General features: G+C 63.2%; 14 protein-coding genes and 1 pseudogene. 5 read left to right on the forward strand and 10 right to left on the reverse strand.

What is annotated here, in order from left to right:
- The first annotated feature begins 145 nt into the window (after positions 1 to 145).
- The 3 genes from W823_RS49740 to W823_RS49750 all read left to right on the forward strand — a co-directional run bounded on the left by W823_RS49740 (position 146) and on the right by W823_RS49750 (position 3938).
- Positions 146 to 1528 (forward strand): DUF2252 domain-containing protein, encoded by a 1383-nt coding sequence (locus W823_RS49740; protein WP_023960902.1) that lies wholly within the window; start codon positions 146 to 148, stop codon positions 1526 to 1528.
- A 69-nt stretch (positions 1529 to 1597) separates the two neighbouring features.
- A complete protein-coding gene (locus W823_RS49745; protein WP_023960904.1) occupies positions 1598 to 2239 on the forward strand; it encodes a hypothetical protein in 642 nt (213 codons plus the stop codon).
- Between the two features lie 37 nt (positions 2240 to 2276).
- Positions 2277 to 3938, forward strand: coding sequence for an MFS transporter (locus W823_RS49750; protein ID WP_051406639.1), 1662 nt, complete (start codon positions 2277 to 2279; stop codon positions 3936 to 3938).
- Between the two features lie 64 nt (positions 3939 to 4002).
- On the opposite strand, the gene W823_RS56780 is transcribed toward W823_RS49750, so the two are convergent.
- The 9 genes and pseudogenes from W823_RS56780 to W823_RS49790 form a co-directional block, all read right to left on the reverse strand.
- Positions 4003 to 4308 carry a three-helix bundle dimerization domain-containing protein gene (locus W823_RS56780; RefSeq protein ID WP_023960908.1) on the reverse strand — a complete coding sequence of 102 codons (306 nt, stop codon included), beginning with the start codon at positions 4306 to 4308 and terminating at the stop codon, positions 4003 to 4005.
- Positions 4286 to 5752, reverse strand: a complete 1467-nt coding sequence (locus tag W823_RS49755; RefSeq protein WP_023960910.1) for a hypothetical protein — start codon at positions 5750 to 5752, stop codon at positions 4286 to 4288. The genes W823_RS56780 and W823_RS49755 overlap by 23 nt, the downstream gene beginning before the upstream one ends.
- 158 nt (positions 5753 to 5910) lie before the next feature.
- Entirely contained in the window at positions 5911 to 7251 is a 1341-nt protein-coding gene (locus W823_RS49760) for a diacylglycerol kinase family protein (RefSeq protein WP_023960912.1), read from the reverse strand.
- Positions 7248 to 8966, reverse strand: a complete 1719-nt coding sequence (locus W823_RS49765) for a SulP family inorganic anion transporter (RefSeq protein ID WP_023960914.1) — start codon at positions 8964 to 8966, stop codon at positions 7248 to 7250. Before W823_RS49765 ends, W823_RS49760 begins: the two co-directional genes overlap by 4 nt.
- A gap of 11 nt (positions 8967 to 8977) precedes the next feature.
- Positions 8978 to 11722, reverse strand: a complete 2745-nt coding sequence (locus W823_RS49770; RefSeq protein ID WP_369792648.1) for a cation-translocating P-type ATPase — start codon at positions 11720 to 11722, stop codon at positions 8978 to 8980.
- A gap of 36 nt (positions 11723 to 11758) precedes the next feature.
- Complete coding sequence (ppk2, locus tag W823_RS49775; protein ID WP_051406640.1) at positions 11759 to 12598, reverse strand: polyphosphate kinase 2; 840 nt, start codon at positions 12596 to 12598, stop codon at positions 11759 to 11761.
- Between the two features lie 27 nt (positions 12599 to 12625).
- Positions 12626 to 13062, reverse strand: a pseudogene (locus tag W823_RS49780) (hypothetical protein).
- A 153-nt stretch (positions 13063 to 13215) separates the two neighbouring features.
- On the reverse strand, positions 13216 to 13500 hold the full coding sequence (locus W823_RS49785; protein WP_023960919.1) for an SHOCT domain-containing protein: 285 nt from the start codon (positions 13498 to 13500) through the stop codon (positions 13216 to 13218).
- Positions 13501 to 13516: 16 nt separating this feature from the next.
- Entirely contained in the window at positions 13517 to 13960 is a 444-nt protein-coding gene (locus tag W823_RS49790; protein WP_023960921.1) for a DUF6325 family protein, read from the reverse strand.
- A gap of 874 nt (positions 13961 to 14834) precedes the next feature.
- Here W823_RS49790 and W823_RS49795 point away from each other — a divergent pair.
- Positions 14835 to 15665, forward strand: a complete 831-nt coding sequence (locus W823_RS49795; RefSeq protein WP_161634034.1) for a WS/DGAT domain-containing protein — start codon at positions 14835 to 14837, stop codon at positions 15663 to 15665.
- Here W823_RS49795 and W823_RS49800 read toward each other — a convergent pair.
- Positions 15648 to 17252: an MFS transporter gene (locus W823_RS49800; RefSeq protein ID WP_023960925.1), complete on the reverse strand. Its 1605-nt coding sequence runs from the start codon at positions 17250 to 17252 to the stop codon at positions 15648 to 15650. The genes W823_RS49795 and W823_RS49800 overlap by 18 nt on opposite strands.
- A 98-nt stretch (positions 17253 to 17350) precedes the next feature.
- On the opposite strand from W823_RS49800, the gene W823_RS49805 reads away from it, so the two are divergent.
- Positions 17351 to 18034, forward strand: a complete 684-nt coding sequence (locus tag W823_RS49805; protein WP_023960927.1) for a TetR/AcrR family transcriptional regulator — start codon at positions 17351 to 17353, stop codon at positions 18032 to 18034.
- Positions 18035 to 18340: the final 306 nt, after the last annotated feature.

Here is an 18340-nt window from a genome sequence, read left to right on the forward strand (position 1 = left end):
GTGCACACACTGGGGGTGCAGCCGCGCGATGGGAGCCGAAGATGTCATCGTTCCGTGGTCGTGATGGGCTCAAAGCCCCTGCTTCCCGGTCGATTGTCACCTGGCGTGCGGATTCAGATCATCCGACCGCAGAAAGACGATTCAGATGACTCTTTCAACCAACCATTCGAGTCCGGCGGACACGGCCACACCCGATCCGCCCAGACGCGGACGCGACGCCCGTCACCTCGTGCCGCGACGCGAACTGGGGAACTGGGATCCGGTGACGCGCGGCCACGATCCATTGCAGACCATCCTCGCGCAGAGCGCGATCCGTGCGCCCGATCTCCTGCCGATCCGTCACGGCCGTATGGGACATTCGCCATGGACGTACTACCGAGGCGCCGCTGCGGTGATGGCAGCCGACCTCGCCTCGACACCTCACACCGGGATCATGGTGCAGATGTGCGGTGACGCGCACGCGCTGAACTTCGGTATGTGGGAGTCCCCGGAGCGAAACCTGATCTTCGATCTGCGCGACTTCGACGAAACCCTTCCCGGGCCGTTCGAGTGGGACCTCAAGAGATTTCTCGCCAGTCTGGTCATCCTCGCCAGAGACAACGGGCTGTCGGATGCACACGGCCACAAAGCCGTCCGTTCCGGATACCGCAGCTACCGCAAGCACATCCGCAAGTATTCGGAGATCCCCCACATCGATGTCTGGTACAGCCGGATCGATGTCGACCAACTCCTCAGCTACGCAAAGAAGGACACCGAGGCGGATCTGGACGCGGTGATCAAGAGCAAGGCGCAGACACGAACAAGTCGGGGCGTGTCCAGGAAGTTGACCCAGGACGTCGGCGGCAGACGGGTGATCACCGAAGATCCGCCGTATCGGACTCACCGCCTCCAAGACGAGGCCGAAGCGATACTGCGCGAGGTGATGAGCAGGTACTACGAATCGGTGCCGGACCATCTCAGAGCCCTTCTCTCCCATTACGACACGGTCGACGCCGTCCGGCAGGTCGTCGGTGTCGGTAGCGTCGGCATGCGCGTGTTTCTCACGTTGCTCGAGGAGCAGCGCACGCAAGACCCTCTGTTCCTGCAGATCAAGCAGGCCGGCCCGTCGGTGTATGAGCAGTACCTCGGCAGCAGCCGGTACGAGAACCACGGTGCACGGGTTGTGCACGGACAACGTCTGATCCAAAGCGCAACTGACATCTTCGTCGGATGGACCTCGTTCTCGGACATGGACTTCTACGTCCGTCAATTCCGAGATGGCAAGGTCATCCCGAAAGGTGCGGGGGTGGCGCCGCAGCTGGCGCAGTTCGCGGCTGCGTGCGGGCACGCGTTGGCACGCGCGCATTCCCGGGGCGGGGACGCAGCAGCGATTGTCGATTATCTGGGCAACAGCGATGTGGTCGAGGACGTGCTGGTGGGCTTTGCCGCAGCTTACGCCGACCAGAATGCAGCCGATCACGCACAGATGGCGCACGCGATCGAGAACGGTGACATTCTTTCCGAACGGGGATGGTCCGAGATTCCATGAACCTCTGCCGCCCGCTACCCAGCTCTGGCCCCTCCCCGATGCAGGCCCTTGATCGCAGCGGAGACCCAGATGCCCGGGCGTGATCTGTACACCTGGCGCCCGGGCAGATCCGAGGCGCCGTCGAATCCCACAGATGCACCAGACAACCGGTGGGCCGGGGGGAAAGAACCGAGATGGCTGGTCTCGCTGACGCGTCGCAGCGGCGGCGGTCAGCTCTCACCCGAGAGGGCAAGCCAGCGGGTCTCGGCGTTCGCCTACGGCAACATCCTCGTGCTGTCGGTTGTGGTGGTCTCCGACGCCCACTCCGTGAGCGAAAGCATGGCCGCCTGGCTGGTGTTGGGCACCACGGTGTCGACCTTCGCCGCGCATATTTTCGCCCACTGGCTGTCACACGGGTTCACGGCCGGCCAGGACGGTCCCGAGCAAGCACTGAGGATCTCGTCGGTGGTCCGGGACGCGGTGCCCATCATCAGCTCGGGGACTGTGCCTTTCGTGATCTTGTTCCTCGGTTCGATCGATGTCATCGCCCTGTTCGATCCACCGGGAGCTCAGTTGTGCGCCGCAGCCGTGATCATCTTTCGGATCGCCGTGCTGGGCATCGTGGTCGAGCGGCTACGGGGAGGCGCATCGTGGAGGGCCCTGGTGTCGGGCCTGCTCGTCGCATCGTTGGCCACTGTCATCACCATCGTCAAGATCATCATCACGCACTGATCTGCCGACGCCGTCTTTCGGAGCGAAAGGAGTGACGATGTCCGTGCCCGTCAAACCCAGCGGTCCCAACTCGAAGATGACCGCCAGTTCCGGACTGGTACTCACGGTCCTGGCCGCCGGCCAATTCCTGATGACACTGGACAGTTCGGTGATGAACGTGTCCATGGCGACGGTTGCCAACGATCTCGACACGAGCATCACCGGCATACAGACGGCAATCACGCTGTACACGTTGGTGATGGCAACGCTGATGATCTCCGGCGGCAAGGTCGGCACCATCATCGGCCGTCGAAAGGCATTCGGCATCGGCCTGGTGATCTACGGCGCAGGATCCCTGACCACCGCTCTGTCCCCCAATCTGGCGGTCCTCCTCATCGGTTGGTCACTGCTCGAGGGGATCGGCGCCGCTTTGATCATGCCGGCGATCGTGGCTCTGGTCGCGGCGAACTTTGCGGCCGGAAAGCGCTCGGCCGCTTACGGCTTGGTCGCCGCCTCCGGAGCGATGGCAGTGGCTGCCGGCCCTCTGATCGGTGGAGCTGTGACAACGTTTGCGTCGTGGCGCTATGTCTTTGTGGGCGAGGTCGTCCTGGTGGTCGCGATCCTGCTGGTGCTGCGGCGCATCAATGAGGTCCCACCGTCGAAGGTGGGTCTCGACCTGATCGGTTCTGCCCTCTCTGTCGCGAGCCTGGGCATGATCGTCTTCGGGGTTCTGCGTTCGAGCCAGTGGGGCTGGGTGACGGCCAAGACCGACACACAGGTGCTCGGACTGTCGCCCGTCATCTGGCTGGTTCTCGCCGGGACGTCGTTGCTGTACGTGTTCCTGCGATGGCAGACCCATCTCGCGACGACCGGCGGCGAGCCGCTGATCGATCCAAAGTTGCTACGTAATCGTGAACTCAGAGGTGGGCTCACGATGTTCTTCGCCCAGTTCACCGTTCAGGCCGGGGTGTTCTTCGCTGTTCCACTGTTTCTGTCCGTGGTGCTCGAACTCAGTGCGCTCGACACCGGTATCCGCCTGGTGCCCCTGTCCGTTGCTCTGTTGCTGGCCGCCGCCGGAATCCCCAAGTTCAGACCACGTGCCGATCCCCGCCGGGTGGTCCGCCTCGGTCTTGTGTCGATGATCATCGGGATCCTGATCCTCGTCGCAGGTCTGGATCCGTCGGCCAATGCCGGGGTGGTGGCGATCCCCATGCTGTTGATGGGATTGGGATTGGGCGCGTTGGCCTCTCAGCTCGGCGCCGTGACCGTGTCGGCGGTCCCCGACTCCCAGAGCGCCGAGGTCGGTGGACTCCAGAACACCGCCACCAACCTGGGCGCGTCCCTGGGGACCGCCCTGATCGGGTCGGTGTTGATCGCGACCCTGACCACCTCGATCATCACCGGGATCCAGAACAATCCGAATGTCCCGGCACCCGTCAAACAACAAGCGACGGCAGAGATCGTCAGCGGTGTGCCGTTCGTTTCGGACACCCAGTTGAGCACTTCCCTCACGCAGGCCGCGGTTCCGCAGGAGCAGGCTCAAGCAATCATGGACTTGAACTCCGAGGCTCGTCTCAAGGCCCTGCGCGTCGCATTCTCGCTCGCTGCGCTGCTCGCGCTGGCCGCACTGTTCTTCACCGGCGGCATTCCCCGGGTGCCGACCGGCACACAGGCCCCGTCCGATGAGGGTGATGGCTCAACCCGCGAACAGCCTGCGTGACCTGCGAGGGTCCCGCCCTGCCGTCTCCACCACGCGGGCCCAGGTCGAACCTCGCGATGTGCTGTCAGGCCGAATAACGTGCCGCACCGAGTGAGGTTGACTGCTCGAGCCGTTCGACCATCGGGAAGTCGACAGTGGTAGGCGCGACGGCCGGCGGTGAAGGCGGCCGGGGTCCCTGCAGCAGTGCCTCACGAGCGCGCCGTTCGACCAGCAGCGGTATGAAGTCGCGAACGCGCGCGTCGAGGAAGCGGTCATAGATCGTCTGGACAAGCCGGTCGACATCGGCCGTTGCGATTTTCGGGTGAGAGTCCCCCAGCCGCTTGGCAACTGCGGCGATCTGCCGACGTTCACCGTCTGGTTTTGTGCCCATCCACCGATCCCTCCGTCGTGTCAAGATGTCCAGCGCCCGTTGTCGGAGGAACCTTTGTCGCAGTGCTTCTTTCAACGGTGCTCGATGAATCGTCCACCGGTGACGTCGATGCCGGATCCCCGAGGGCAGGACGTGCGATGAGTTCGACGACAAAGAGCGCGACCACCGCGATCAACACGGTCGTCACCACGACCATGCCAGAGGGATAATCCCAAAATAACAACGTGGCGATACCGGCCGCGACGATGACGAGCCGAAGCGGCATCCGGTATGTCGCCGCGTAGGTTTCGATCGGGCGGGGTGTACGCGCACTCCTGCCCCTGAAGGAGTCCACTGCATTTGAATACGCGCCGCGGATCGCAGTCGCAGACCGCGACGACCCGGTCAGATAACCGACCAGAGCGATCACGATCGCGACCACTGCCACAGCGCGGAGCGTCGACCGTAGTGGAACCAACAGCGCATCGATCAACGCCGCCGCCGATCCAGATGACAACACGTCGGCAGGCACCGCATCCAGATACATTGAACGGCCGATGGTCAACCCGATCGCCAGTAACACCATCGCCAGCACGACGGACACTCCGACGAGCGACACGGCACGTCTTCGTGAGCCGCGCGGAGCTGCCCATACCGCAGCCACAGCGACGAGCAGTGTGAGCCAGGGAAGAATGGCCGAAGCCTTGTCGAGTGTGGACACCGCGTTCTGGGTTCGGACGAGTTCGGGCGACCGGAAGATCACGAATGACTTGTTCACCTCCGGGATGCTGTCGGCGAACTCGAATCCACGTGACTGCAGGCGTTCTCGTACGTCCGCGACTATCGGACCCAGGGCGATGCTGACGGTCCCGGAGTCATCAACGACAACAGCGGCGCGATCCTCACCGGTCAGCAGCTTCACCAGCGCCTCGTGGGCCTGCCTGTTCGCTTGCACCCACAGTGTCTTGAATTGGTCTGAGGCCAAGAGCGATTGCACCGTTCCATCGATGAACGACTCTGCCTGCTCGGTCAGCACAGGGGCGAGTCCGACCACCGCCGGTGGGACGTTCGGCGCATTCTCGGTCAACGCGTTCAAAGCCTCCCGGGTGACCTTCGCGATTTCTGCGCGCTCCATGATGGCCGCAGTGATCTGACCCGCGAGTTCGTCCTGCAATGTGCTGTTGCTCGCCAGCGGTGCGACTGTCTCGATGTAGCGGTCGGTGTCGAGCACCTCACTGCGAGCGAAGCGGGCCAGCACCCCTGAGATGGCCAGCGCTGCAACAATGATCAACAGCAAGATGGTTGCCGTCCACCTCAGGGCGCGGTGACCCTCCGACGCACCGGTCTCCGCACCCTGTTGCCCACCGGATTGGTCGCGCTGGACGTCCGCGACCTGTCGGCGTAACCGCTCGAGTTCAGCCCGCTCGGTGTCATCGAGTGGAAGGTTTCCATTGGTAGCGACCATGATTGCCCCAGATCGTCGAGGTTGGTTGTCCGACGCGGACGACCAGCGCGCTCTACAAACCTTTCGCCCCATCTACCGGGCCCGCATCACCCCTTTGGGGTGAACATTCCGGGACGGAAGCAAGTTCTGGTGCCGGCATTCGCGACGGGGTGCAGATGTCACGAGATGGTCGCCACGCCACGACCCAGAGCAAGCCGCCTCAACTGCACCCAGTCGATCGGTGGCTCGGGGGGCCGGGCCGCAGGCAGATCACGCGGGAGCCTCACGCGCAGTGCCCCCGGCTCGATCGAGCAGCGAACGGGAGTGGCCAGCATCAAGGTCTCGCCGTCGACCCCTACCGGGACTTCGGGCGTATCGGCCTCGACGACGACTTCGGTTGCCGTGTGCTGGATCAGTCCCCTGGTTCTCGTGCGGCGCAGCAATCCGACCGCCTGCCGAGCGCTCGCGACAGAGATCGTCACCACGCCCAGGACGCCGCGGTCCAGCCGCGTTCGTCGACTGAGCCCTGCCAGATCACCTGTGCCATAGGGGTTGTTGCTGACCAGCACCGCTTGCGGTCCACGCACCTCCATGTCACCGAATTGTGCGGTCAGGCGCGACCCGGTGTGTTCGGCGAGGAGATCGGGCATGGATGAGAGCACGGTTGTCGCCTTGTCGTTTCTGTATGCCGGGCTGCGGACGATCTCGGCGTAGACCCCGAAGGACGCGTTGTTGACGAATGGCCTGTCGTTGATCCGGCCGAGATCTACCGAGATATCGACACCGTCTCGCAGCGCATCGAGCGACCGGCTCGGATCCTTGCGGTCAAGACCGAGGTCCATTGCGAAGTGGTTGCGCGTACCCGCGCTGATCACCACGAACGGCACCCGGTGCTCGGCCGCGACTGCCGCAACCAGGGCCTGGGTTCCGTCCCCGCCGGCGACGCCGAGCAGATCGGCTCCTCGTGCGATCGCATCCTGCGCCATCGCGGTGACGTCAACCGTCACAGGGCCTTCGAGCAACGCCACTTCGGCCCCCAACTCCTCAGCCTTTCGTCTGAGGTCGAACTTCGCGACCTTTCCGCCCCCGGAGTGAGGATTCATGATGAGGAAGGGCTTCTCGGCCACGACGGCTGAACGTGTCGGCATCCGTCCGGTGGTCGGATTGTGCAACGCCGCACGGGCACACAGCACCGCCATCAGGGCCAGTACACATGCCGCCATCACAGCCGCAAGCAGTTCCGCACGGATGAAGACGATCAACATGGCGAGCGGAGCGATCACCGCGATGGCGGTCGAGATCCACCGTAGGATGCCACGGCTGGCGAGAATCCAGTAGATCGCGGCCGTGGTCACGATGCTCGCACCCGCACCGACCAGTAAGACCCCGAGGGTACTGGCCAACCCGGCCCACAGCACTGGAACCACCACGGTGAGTACGGCGAACAACAACGCCGCCCTGGCCCACCATCGGCTTCCGGTGGTCACATTCTGCGCAGCCTGGTGCTGTTTGTTGATCATGGTCGCTCCGTTGTGTCACTGCTCTGCCCTGTTCGGTCGGCATATGCCTGTACTGCGTAGTCGAGTGTCGGGTAGAAGTGGGTGGCATCGAACCTGTCGCTCAGGCCGTACCGGATGAGCCGGTCCTTGATCGGTCCTTTCATCTCCGCGAAGACCAGCCGGATGTTCTTGGTCTCGAGGTAGGTGTCGAGGTCCACCAGCTCATCGACGGCAGTGGTGTCGAGTCCCGTGATCGGTTCTGCCGCAATCACAACCCATTCGACCGGTTGTGCCGCCTGCGATACGAGTGTGCGCACGTACTGATCGAAGATCTCGCCGTTGGCGAAGAACAGCGGGGCATCGAAGCGCACCAGGATCAGGCCCGGGATCCGGCGACCATCGGGATGGCGGTCCACGTCATGGAAGCCAGGGCGATCCGGGATCTGCACCAGTTCGGCGCGGTACGGCTGCCAGGCACGCGCGACGACGGCCACAAACGACAGACCGATGGCAACCAAGATGCCCTCGAGAACGCCGACGAGTGCGACGCCGAGAAAGGCCGCCACCGCGAGGCTGAACTCCACCGAACTCATTCGCCACATCGAAACCATGCCACCCACGTCGATCAACGCCGTGGCCGCAACGATGACCACTGCCCCTAGTGCCGCGTCAGGCAGGTACGTCGTCACCTCGGGCGCCACGAAGATGAATGCGAGTACGGCGATCGCGCCCACCGCACATGCCAATTGGGTCTTGGCGCCGCTCTGTTCGGCGACGGGGGTCCGAGATCCGCTGGCGGACACCGGAAATCCACCCAGGAAACCCCCCGCGATATTGGCTGCCCCGACTGCCTTCATCTCACTGCTCCCATTCACATCCTCTCCCCGTCGCGCCGCGAAGGTCCGAGACAGAACACCTGTGTCGGCGAAGGCGATGAGCGCGATCCCGGCAGCCGGACCGACAAGCCGGCCCACGTCGGCCCAGTCGACTCCGTCGAACGATGGAAGAGGTAGACCCTGCGGCAAGGCGCCGACCATCTCGATCTCGTCCGTCAATCCGAAGGCAACAGAGACGACTATCGCGCCGACGACGGCGACCAGGACTCCTGGTATCCGCGGCCACCACACACGGAAGGCGAGGATGACTCCGAGAGACGACACGCCGACGACGGTTGCGACAGGATCGGTGTCGCCCGCGAGCACCGCCTGAACGATCTCTTTGACCTCCTCGAGCAGACCGGATCCGTCGACATCGAATCCGAGCAGCTTGGGCAGTTGACCCACGATCACCACCAGCGCAATGGCATTGAGATAGCCGAGCCTGATGGGTTTGGACAACAGCTCGGTGACGAAGCCCAGTCGGAGGAAGCCGCCGACCAGCAGGATCACACCGACGAGGATCCCGAGGACGCCGGCGAGGGCCAGCGCTTCTTCGGGGTCGTCGGTGACGGTGAGAGGAATGACGGCGGCGGCGATGAGCGGGGCCAGCGACGAATCCGGCCCGAGGACCAAGATCTTCGATGGCCCGACCAACGCGTACATCAGCAAGGGCACGATCGTCGCATACAAACCGGCATACGCGGGCAGTCCTGCGGCCTCGGCGTAACCCATGCCTGCCGGGATGAGCAGGGCTGTCAACACCAGCCCCGCGGTCACGTCCGATCGCAACCATTGCCGTCGGTACGCTCGTGCGGTCACGACCCCGGGGAGTTTGGCGAGTCCCGCCATCCACGACATGATGGGCGCCTTCAGCGAATGGTTCGCGGGTTGACCGCCGCAGCGACCGTCATCGCGGGGCGCGGATCCGGAAGCCTACGCCGACGGATGAACTTCTCGGCCTCGACCACGACCGGGATGATCAGAGCCCAGCCGAGGCAAGCGAGCCACTGGCCTCCCGTCAACGGGGATGTCATGAGCAGGTCTTGAAGGAAACCCAGTTCCACGGCGCACACCGTCACGATCACCGGTATCGACAGCGTCTTCAATGCGCCGAGTATCGGCGCATCGAGGCCTGATGCGGGGTCACGGCGCATGACGAGTCCGGCGAACACCGAACCGAGAGAGAGCACTACAAAGGCCGTGGTCATCGGCACATTCGCCTCCGAGGTGCTCATCTCGCCAGGTGCGACCAGCATCGCGGCGAGGGTCACACCGAATTGCAGTACGCCGTAGAACACCCACTGCACCAACGCCTTCTTGTTGGCGATGGAGCTCCCAGGATCTCGAGGTGCCCTGCTCATCAGATCGTCGGACGGCGGATCGAGCATGATCACCGCCACCGGGAACAGCGTGATGAAGAAGTGCTGGAACAACACCATCAGCGGGGTCAGGGCGACCCCTTCGTTGATGTTGAACACACTCGCCGCCAGGAACAGCAGCACGAGCGAGAAGAGCTTCGCCATCTGGTACCGGATGTAGGAGACGATCTTCTCGTAGATGTCCCGGCCCAGTCGGATGGCGGTGATCAGCGTCCCGAAGTTGTCATCGGTGAGCACCATCTTGCCCGCCTGCTTGGTGACCTCGCTCCCAGAGCCCATCGCCACCCCGATGTCAGCCTTCTTCAGTGCCGCTGCATCGTTCACCGCATCCCCGGTCATTGCCACGATGGCACCCCGGTCCTGCATCACGCTCGCCAACCGGAGCTTGTCCTGGGGGGTGACCCTGCCGAAGACATGCAGGCGCGGGAGTGAATCGCCCAGTGCCTCATCGTCCATCGCCACCAGTTCGCTGCCACTGATCGCCCCTGGTCCCAGACCGAGCTGATCTCCGATCGCCGACGCAGTGATCGTGTGGTCACCGGTTATCATCCGGACCTCGATTCCGGCGGCTTGCGCAATGCGCACCGCCTCGACCGCGGCCGGGCGAAGGGGGTCGATGATGCCGACCATCCCCACAAACGTCAGATCCTTCACAAAAGACATCGGGTCGGACCGGACCTCGTTCTGCCGGCCGTCGAGTGACCGATACGCGAATGCCAGTACGCGAAGGCCTTTTTCAGACAACTGGCGGTTGACTCCGAACAGCTCCTCCCGAACGGTCTCGATCGAGATGTGCCGGCCGTCGGCTCCTACGGCGCCGCTACAACGGGCCAAGACCACGTCGGGGCCGCCCTTCACCAGTCCGACGAACTGGACGCCGCCGTCGACCGGAAGGTCGTGAAACGTTGCCATGAACTTGTACGACGAATCGAACGGCACTTCTGCCGTCCGGGGATAGGCAGCCCGCGTGCGGGGTGCGTCCACCCCCATCTTCGCTGCGAGCACAATCAGGGCGGCCTCGGTCGGATCACCCACGACCTCCCCTTCGTCAGACACGGTGGCATCGCTGTCGAGACACATCCCGTACGCGAGGAGCGTGAAGTCAGAGGGCGTCTCGCCTGCGACCTGCGTGATCCGCCCGGACTTGGTGTAGCCCTCGCCCTCCACCGTGTACCACCGGCCATGAAAATAGAGCGACCTGACCGTCATCTGGTTCATGGTCAAGGTGCCGGTCTTGTCCGAGTTGATCGCACTCGTGGCGCCGAGCGTCTCGACATCGGTGAGGTTCTTCACCACTGCGTTCGCCGATGCGAGCTGACGGGCTCCGAACGCGAGCATGGCCTGCACGAAGGTCGGCAGACCAGTGGGAATCGCCGATACACCCATCGAAATGCCCAGCAACAGAACCACTGTCAGACTCTGTCCCCGGAGAACCCCGATGACGACGATGAGCGCCACCGCCGACCACGCGATGAGGCCGAGCACCTTGGTCAACGTATTCAGCTCGCGTTGGAGCGGGGAACGTCGCGGCGTCACCGCCGACAACATCGACGCAATTCGGCCGATCTCGGTGTTCATCCCGGTTTCGGTGACAACCATCGTCGCGGTGCCACGAGTGACCGAGGTGTTCTGGAACGCCATGTTGGTGCGATCTCCCAGTGGAACATCGAAGACATCCAGCGCCTGGGCGTTCTTGGGCACCGGAGCGCTCTCCCCGGTCAGGGCGGCCTCCTGCGTTTCGAGCGTCGCAGTGGTCAGAAGCCGACCATCGGCAGGCACGATGTCGCCGGCCTCCAGCGCAACGATGTCTCCTGGGACCAGCAGCGTCGCATCGAGATTGACCAGCGTCCGGTCACGAACGACCCGCGCCCGCGGTGTGTGCATCTTTGCCAGCGCATCGATACTGTTGCGCGCCTTCATCTCTTGCCGCGTACCGAGGACGACGTTCAGGCCGACGAGCACAGCGACGACAATGGCGGTCGGCACCTCCCCGATCGCAATGCTGACCACCGCCACCACGATCAGCATGAGATTCATCAGGTCCTTGAACTGGGTCAAGGCCATCGACCAGGGTGAGATTGCGGGTGCCGACGCAATCTGGTTGGGACCGAACCGTGCTCGTCGCTCGTCGGCGTCGTGAGAAGTCAAACCCGCCAGCCGGTCTGAACTGGTGGCCGCGAGGACAGAGTCGGCCTCCTGTGCGTACCAGCCGACCTCTGTCTCAGAAGAGTTCATGAGAACCATTGCCGATGTACCTTCCGGATCGGGCCTTCAGTACGGCGTCGGTATCCAATGAAGCGGCTGCGTCGGCGTCTGGTAGCCGTGCGGCCGTTGCCGTTTGGGCAAGGAAATGTCCGGTCGCTTCACCGGCTCGTACGGAACCTGTTCCAGCAGGTGCTCGATGACATTCAACCTGCCGCGCTTCTTGTCGTTGCTGTCGACGACATACCATGGTGCCCAGCCGGTGTCGGTCAGATGAAACATCTCGTCTCGGGCCCGGGCGTAGTCGTACCAGCGACTGTATGATTCCAGATCGAGATCCGACAGCTTCCAGATCTTTCGAGGGTCGTCGATCCTGCTCCGCAGACGCGCAGTCTGCTGGGCTTCGTCCACCTCGAGCCAGTACTTCACGAGAATGACGCCCGATTGCACGATGGCATGTTCGACCATCGGAATGATCTGGAGGAAGTGCTGAGCCTCTTCCTCGGTGCAGAAGCCCAGCACCCTTTCCACGCCCGCACGGTTGTACCAACTCCGGTCGAAGATGACGACCTCTCCGGCGGCGGGCAAGTGCGGCAGGTATCGCTGCACGTACATCTGCGACTTCTCGCGCTCGGTCGGTGCAGTCAGTGCCACCACACGGAAGACGCGCGGGCTCACACGTTCGGTGATCGCCTTGATCACACCGCCTTTCCCTGCTGTGTCCCGGCCTTCGAAGACGATGCAGATCCTCGCACCGGTCGATTTGACCCACTCCTGGAGTTGGACGAGTTCGCCGTGTAGGGGCCGGATGAGGCGGCGGTACTCCTTGTTCTTCATCGGGGCGGGGGCGCCGGCCTCGGCAGTCGTGTCCGGATTGGTCCGATGATTCCTTTTGCCGTTCTTGCTCACGGTGCACACCCCCGCCGACGAAGTCGACTACAGGCGGTCCAGGCGTTCGGGATTCCAGGTGGTGACTGCCCAGATGATGACTACGTCGAGGGCGATCAACACGATCGACCACACCGGGTAGTAGGGCAACCACAAAAAGTTGATGATGATCGACACGCCCGCGATGACCACGGCACCAACCCGGGCCCACGTGCGCCCGTATACATACCGCAGCCGATGACCACCCCGATGAGCCCGAGAATCAAGACGATCCAACCCCAGGTGGTGAGGTCCAACTTGTACACGTAGTCGATACCCGCAACGAAGATCTCATCGTCCGCCAACGCTGAGATGCCCTGAAAAACACCCAGGACGGAAACGACGAGAAGAAGGGTCGCGGCAGCGAAGTTCGTTCCGGCCGCAAAGCCCTCCCTCACCGGATGGCGGTCACGTCCAGTTGTAGCTGTTCGCTCGGTCGAAGTCATCACAATCCTCCATCTGAGTGGGAATCTGTCGAGGTCAGTGTGCGTGGGTACTCGAGCGCTCTCCTCACCCTTTCGGGATGAAAGGCGCACTCTCGGTTGTCATTGCGACCCGGGCGGGTGAATGCCGGCGTTCAGGGCGTGTCCTGGCCGATGTCACGAAGCGAGTATCTTGGCTTTCTCGGCCGCGAACTCGTCCTCGGTCAGAACACCCTGTGCCTTGAGGTCGGCGATTTCCTTCAACGCGTTGATGCGATCCGTGCTGGTCGGTGTCGATACGCTCGGTGGCGGCGGCGGAGCCTGGCCGTACGGGCTGGGCTGCTGTTGGGCGGCTTGCTGGCTCCATCGCTGCCCCTGTCGTCGCGACACCCGATTCGACACGGATGTGGCGGTTCCCGCGATAACAGCGGTGCGAGCAACTCCTCGGAGTAGTCCTGGCATGGTGTTCTCCTAAAGGTCAGGCGTCAAGTGCGTCGAGAGAGGCCAAGATGGCCTGCGTCGGGATTCGGCCATTGGCCACCAGCTGGGCGCCACTGCGGCGCAGGGCCACTGCAAACGGCGCAGCCCAACGGTTTTCGTACACCAGAACGGCCGCGGTGGATCCCGGCTCCATCGCCGTGGCTGCCTCGTCGAGATCTGAGTGTTCGAGCAGACCGGTACTGGCTTCGGCGAACACCGTTATGTCGAGTTCACCACCGAGGCCGACCTCTTCGATCGCCATCCCCGACACAGAGCCGTCGAGCTCCTTACGAACGAATGTCAGGTCCAGGACTCTGATGATCTGCCGGTCGACGAGGTCGAGAAGCAGAGGGAGCGCCGAGCCGTCCGGGGGCCGGTCGGCTGGGAATTCGACCACGAGGTAGTCGATTGGACCTATGTCTTCACCGTCGTTTTCGGTCATGAGGGCCCTTCCGATTGCAGTGGGTCAGCTCGACAGCGTTCTGTCGAGCTGAGTTCCACCTTGGCAGTCTTCCGCAGCCGGTTCCTCACCCATTTCGGGTGACTCACTCAGTGTCCGCACCGATTCGACGCTGGGACGTGGCGACGTTCGCCGTACCGAAACGAGATGCCGGGCTCATGCCCGGGTCCTCACCTCGAGCGGACCTCGCGCTACCGACGATGCCAAACTGCTGCCACAACCAACCGCCTCGTTACAAAGTGCCAGGATGTGATCGTGACGATCATTTGAATCTTTCGTAGTGCCAACTCTTTTCACATCCTCCATACTTCACAGGTGTTGTGGTGGATTGATGATGGAGCTGCGATGACGTCGACGCATGCCTCCGCATTTGTTACGGGGTGGTCGATCATCGGTGCTGAGGGAACTCCCCTTTTCGCTGCGGGACGCGCGTGCGGGCACGCTGGGGTCTGCGAACAGATTGCTCGTCATGGTTGACAGCCGTGGGGTGAACTGTCCGCCCATGACGCCGCGTACATCTATTTCACCGGTGCTGCCACCGAGTCGACAGTGTTGTCGTGCATGCTCATCGCCGCCACCGACGGCCGACCGCTGGCCGTCACTGCCGATGGGGTCCGTGACTACATCACGCCCCGACTCAAGGCATCAGACATGTTCAGTGCCCGGCTGGTCCGGCTGCCCGGCGATATCGGGACGCCCTACTGGACCCGACAAGCCCAACTGAGCCTCGACGACCACATCACCGTCACAACGCATCGTCTCACGTCCACGCGCACACTCGGTAGCCCTCAAACACTGGCCCGCAACGCGTTTCAACACCGGATTCACCGGACCCCGCGCGACCACGATGTACGAGATGAAACTCGACGAAGTTCGCGCCATGAAGCGCCGCGTGCCCGGCGCCACAGTCAACACGGTGCTGCTATCGGTAATCGGTGACGCCGCCACCCGGTACCTCGCCGAGCACGATGAACGCCCCCAGACACTCTCAGCCCTGGCACCGATGTCCACCCGAGCGATCGTCAACGGACGCGAGGCACCCGCCAGTGGGTCGAATCAGTTCACTCCCCTGGTCATCGACCTGTCCATCAACGAACCAGATCCCGTTCGCCGACTGCGGCTCATCACCGAGTCCAGCAACCAGGAAAAGAACAGGGCCGAACAACTGACCTCGAGTGCCACCGCTCCACTCCTCGAAGTAGCGCCCGCCGCCCTATTGCGACTACTCGGGTGGCTCACCCGCCGACAAGCCTCCAGCCACGCCCGCAGGCCCCCACCCACTCGAGCCACCGCCAACATCATCGTGTCCAACGTCTACAACCCGAACCCGTCACAAACCATCTTCGGGCACCCCATCATCAAAGGCTTCGGCATCCAACCACTCACCCCGCTCTCGACCCTGGCCCACGCAGCGTCCAACCGAAACGACACCATCTCGATCTCCATCACCGCAGACCGTTCGGTCATGCCCGACCTCGACCGATACCGACAACTCCTCCACATCACCTACACCGACCACCGACCACCGAGCCGCCCTACAAGGCGAGAACGACGGCCGCAGCACGGCGAAACCAGAACCCGCCTACAACACGCCGGCCTGAACCGTCTGACCAGAGTTCTTCCAGCTGACACTGGTGCCGCAGCAGTCGACAACGCTACGGTTCGCCCGCTATCCGTCGACCACTGAGGGAGTTTCGGGCATTTTCGCCTTGTTCTCGACGTCGGGGTCGCCGCCGGTCGGTGCGGTGGGATGGGCAGGCAGGTAGATCAGGGTCAGCGCTGCCGCAACGGCCGTCACCACGCCCGCAACGAAGCAACCGGTGGTGAAGCCATCCACAAAGCTCAGCCGGGCGGTGTCGGCCAGGCGGGCCCCCACGTCGGCGCCGAGTTGTCCGAGCGTCGCCGCGGCCTGTTCCGACGCCGCGAGTGCCGCTCCCACCGACTCGCGTGCCGGTTCCTGTAGCTGCTCGGGTAGTGATTCAGTGTGCAGGTGGTCGCGGTACACCGACAGTACCACCGACCCGATGACTGCGACTCCCAGAGTCCCACCCAGTTCACGGGTGGCGTCGTTCACCGCCGAGCCCATGCCCGCCTTCTCAGGTGAGACGACACCCATGATCGCCTCTGTTGCAGGCGTACTCGTCAAACCGATACCCGCACCGAGCAACACCATCTGTCCGACAATGCTCCAATAGCCGGTGTCGATGGACAGTGTCGACGCCCACCCGAAGGCAGCGCTGAGCGACACCAGACCCAGGGCGACAACCACTTTCGAACCGATGAAGACAGCAAGACGCGGTCCGAGCAGCGAGGCGACCGCGATCGACAGTGCAACGGGCAGCATCCGAAGACCCGTCTCGAGCGCCCCGTAGTCGCGCACGGACTGAAAGTACTGGGTAACCAAGAAGATGAAACCGAAGAGCGCAAAGAACGCACTCGTGACGGCACCACTCGCAGCGGTGAAACGGAGGTTGGTGAACAGTCGCACGTCGAGCATCGGGTGCTCCACGCGGATCTCGTGCAGGACGAAGACCGCCAGGATGATTGCTGCGATGGCGAATCCGATCAGGGTCGGAACCGACGACCACCCGCGATCGGGCGCTTCGATGATCGAGTAGACCAACGCCCCGAGCGCAACGGTCGACAAGACCAGTCCCACGTAGTCGAGTGGAGGAGTGGCAGGGTCGCGGGAGTCGGGCACAAACCGTAGCGCGAATAGGAGTGTAGCCGCTGCGGCTGCGCCATTGAAGACGAGAATCGACCCCCACCAGAATGATTCGAGCAACGCGCCTCCGACCACCGGTCCGACCGCGACGGACAAGCCTGTTGCGGCGCCCCACAATCCCAGCGCCTTGACCCGTTCGGAGCGCTCGGTGAACACGTTGGCCAGGATCGACAGGGTCACCGGGTACACCATTGCTGCGGCGACGCCGGCCACCCCCCGCCAGATGATGAGCGTCGTGGAGTCGCTGCTCAGCGCACCTCCCATCGACGCGATCAGGAACACCCCGAGACCGATGAGCAGCAGCGGCCTGCGGCCGAAGCGATCGCTCAGTGAACCGCCCGCCAGCACCAGTGCCGCGAATGCCAGGTTGAAGGCGTCGACAATCCACAAAAGATCCCGAGTCGACGCACCGATCTCGGTTGCCAGAGTCGGCAGCGCAATGTTGATGATCGTCGTAGAGACGTTCACGACGAACACTGCCAAGCACAGTGTGATCAGCACGGCGGTTTTGTTGACGGCCCCGTTCGCGGACCGACGAAGAGTCAGCATAATGAAGTTATAGCACGGCGGCAGTAAGATTGGCGCTGTCTAAGCCTCGAGGCCACTCAGCCCAGAGGTCCATCACTGATCTGTGAAACCATGTCTTGGTGGCAAGCGCACGGGATGGACAGGGATCGGAGCCCAACGGCTCGGTGAGAGAACGCCTGATCCTGTCGACCGTGGATCTGCTGGCCGAGTTCGGGCCAGAGCAGTTGAAGGTCCGCACCATCACCGACGCCGCCGGAGTCTCGACCATCGCCGTATACCACCATTTCGGCGGGTTGAAAGAACTGCTGCAGGACGTGGTGGCCCACGGGTATGCAGACCTGGCAGCAGCCATGAGGGCCGCATCCCAGGCCGACGAAGACCCCGGCGTGCAGCTGTTCGCCATCGCCCTCGCGACCCGCAGCGTGGCCCAGAGCAACGCCCACCTCTACGACATGATGTTCGGCTTGTCGACGCGAGGCACCTATCGATACGTCGGATCCCCTGAGAACAAGACCGCCAGCGGATTCGCGACTGCGTACGCGGTGTTGGTTGAGGCCTGCGAGAGGTTGGCGCAATCAGGTCGAGTCTCTTTGAGCAACAGCAGCCAGATCGCGGCCGAGTTATGGAGTGCCGTACACGGTTTCGTCACCCTCGAGGTGGCCGGACACTTCGCCCACTTCGCCGACCCGGTATCCATGGTCTTGCGGCCCATGGCCGTCAATCACTTCGTCGGCATGGGCGATGAACGCGCCCGCGCCGAAGCCAGCGCCGAACGGGCCGTCCTGTGGTGGTCGCAGAGATAGCAAACGGCCGGTCGAGCCGGCCAATGTAACAGCCGGAGCCTACAACCAACGTAAGTTGTTCATCGGATCAATTCGTTGTAAGACAACCTATTTCAGTGCGTGGCGAGAACATGAACTGAACCGCTCACCACAGATGCGCCGTCGGTCACGCTCACCTGCCAACACATGGAGCCGGCGGGTCAGCTCAGACGCTTTGGGAGCACCATTGGCAGCCCGGTGAGTGGGTCGGGAACACTGCTGCGTGAACCGGCCGACCACACCTGGCTCGACGAGTGGGCACGCAGGATGGACACAAGCCCTAAGACT

The sequence above is a fragment of the Williamsia sp. D3 genome, from assembly GCF_000506245.1.
GTDB classification, from domain to species: domain Bacteria; phylum Actinomycetota; class Actinomycetes; order Mycobacteriales; family Mycobacteriaceae; genus Williamsia; species Williamsia muralis.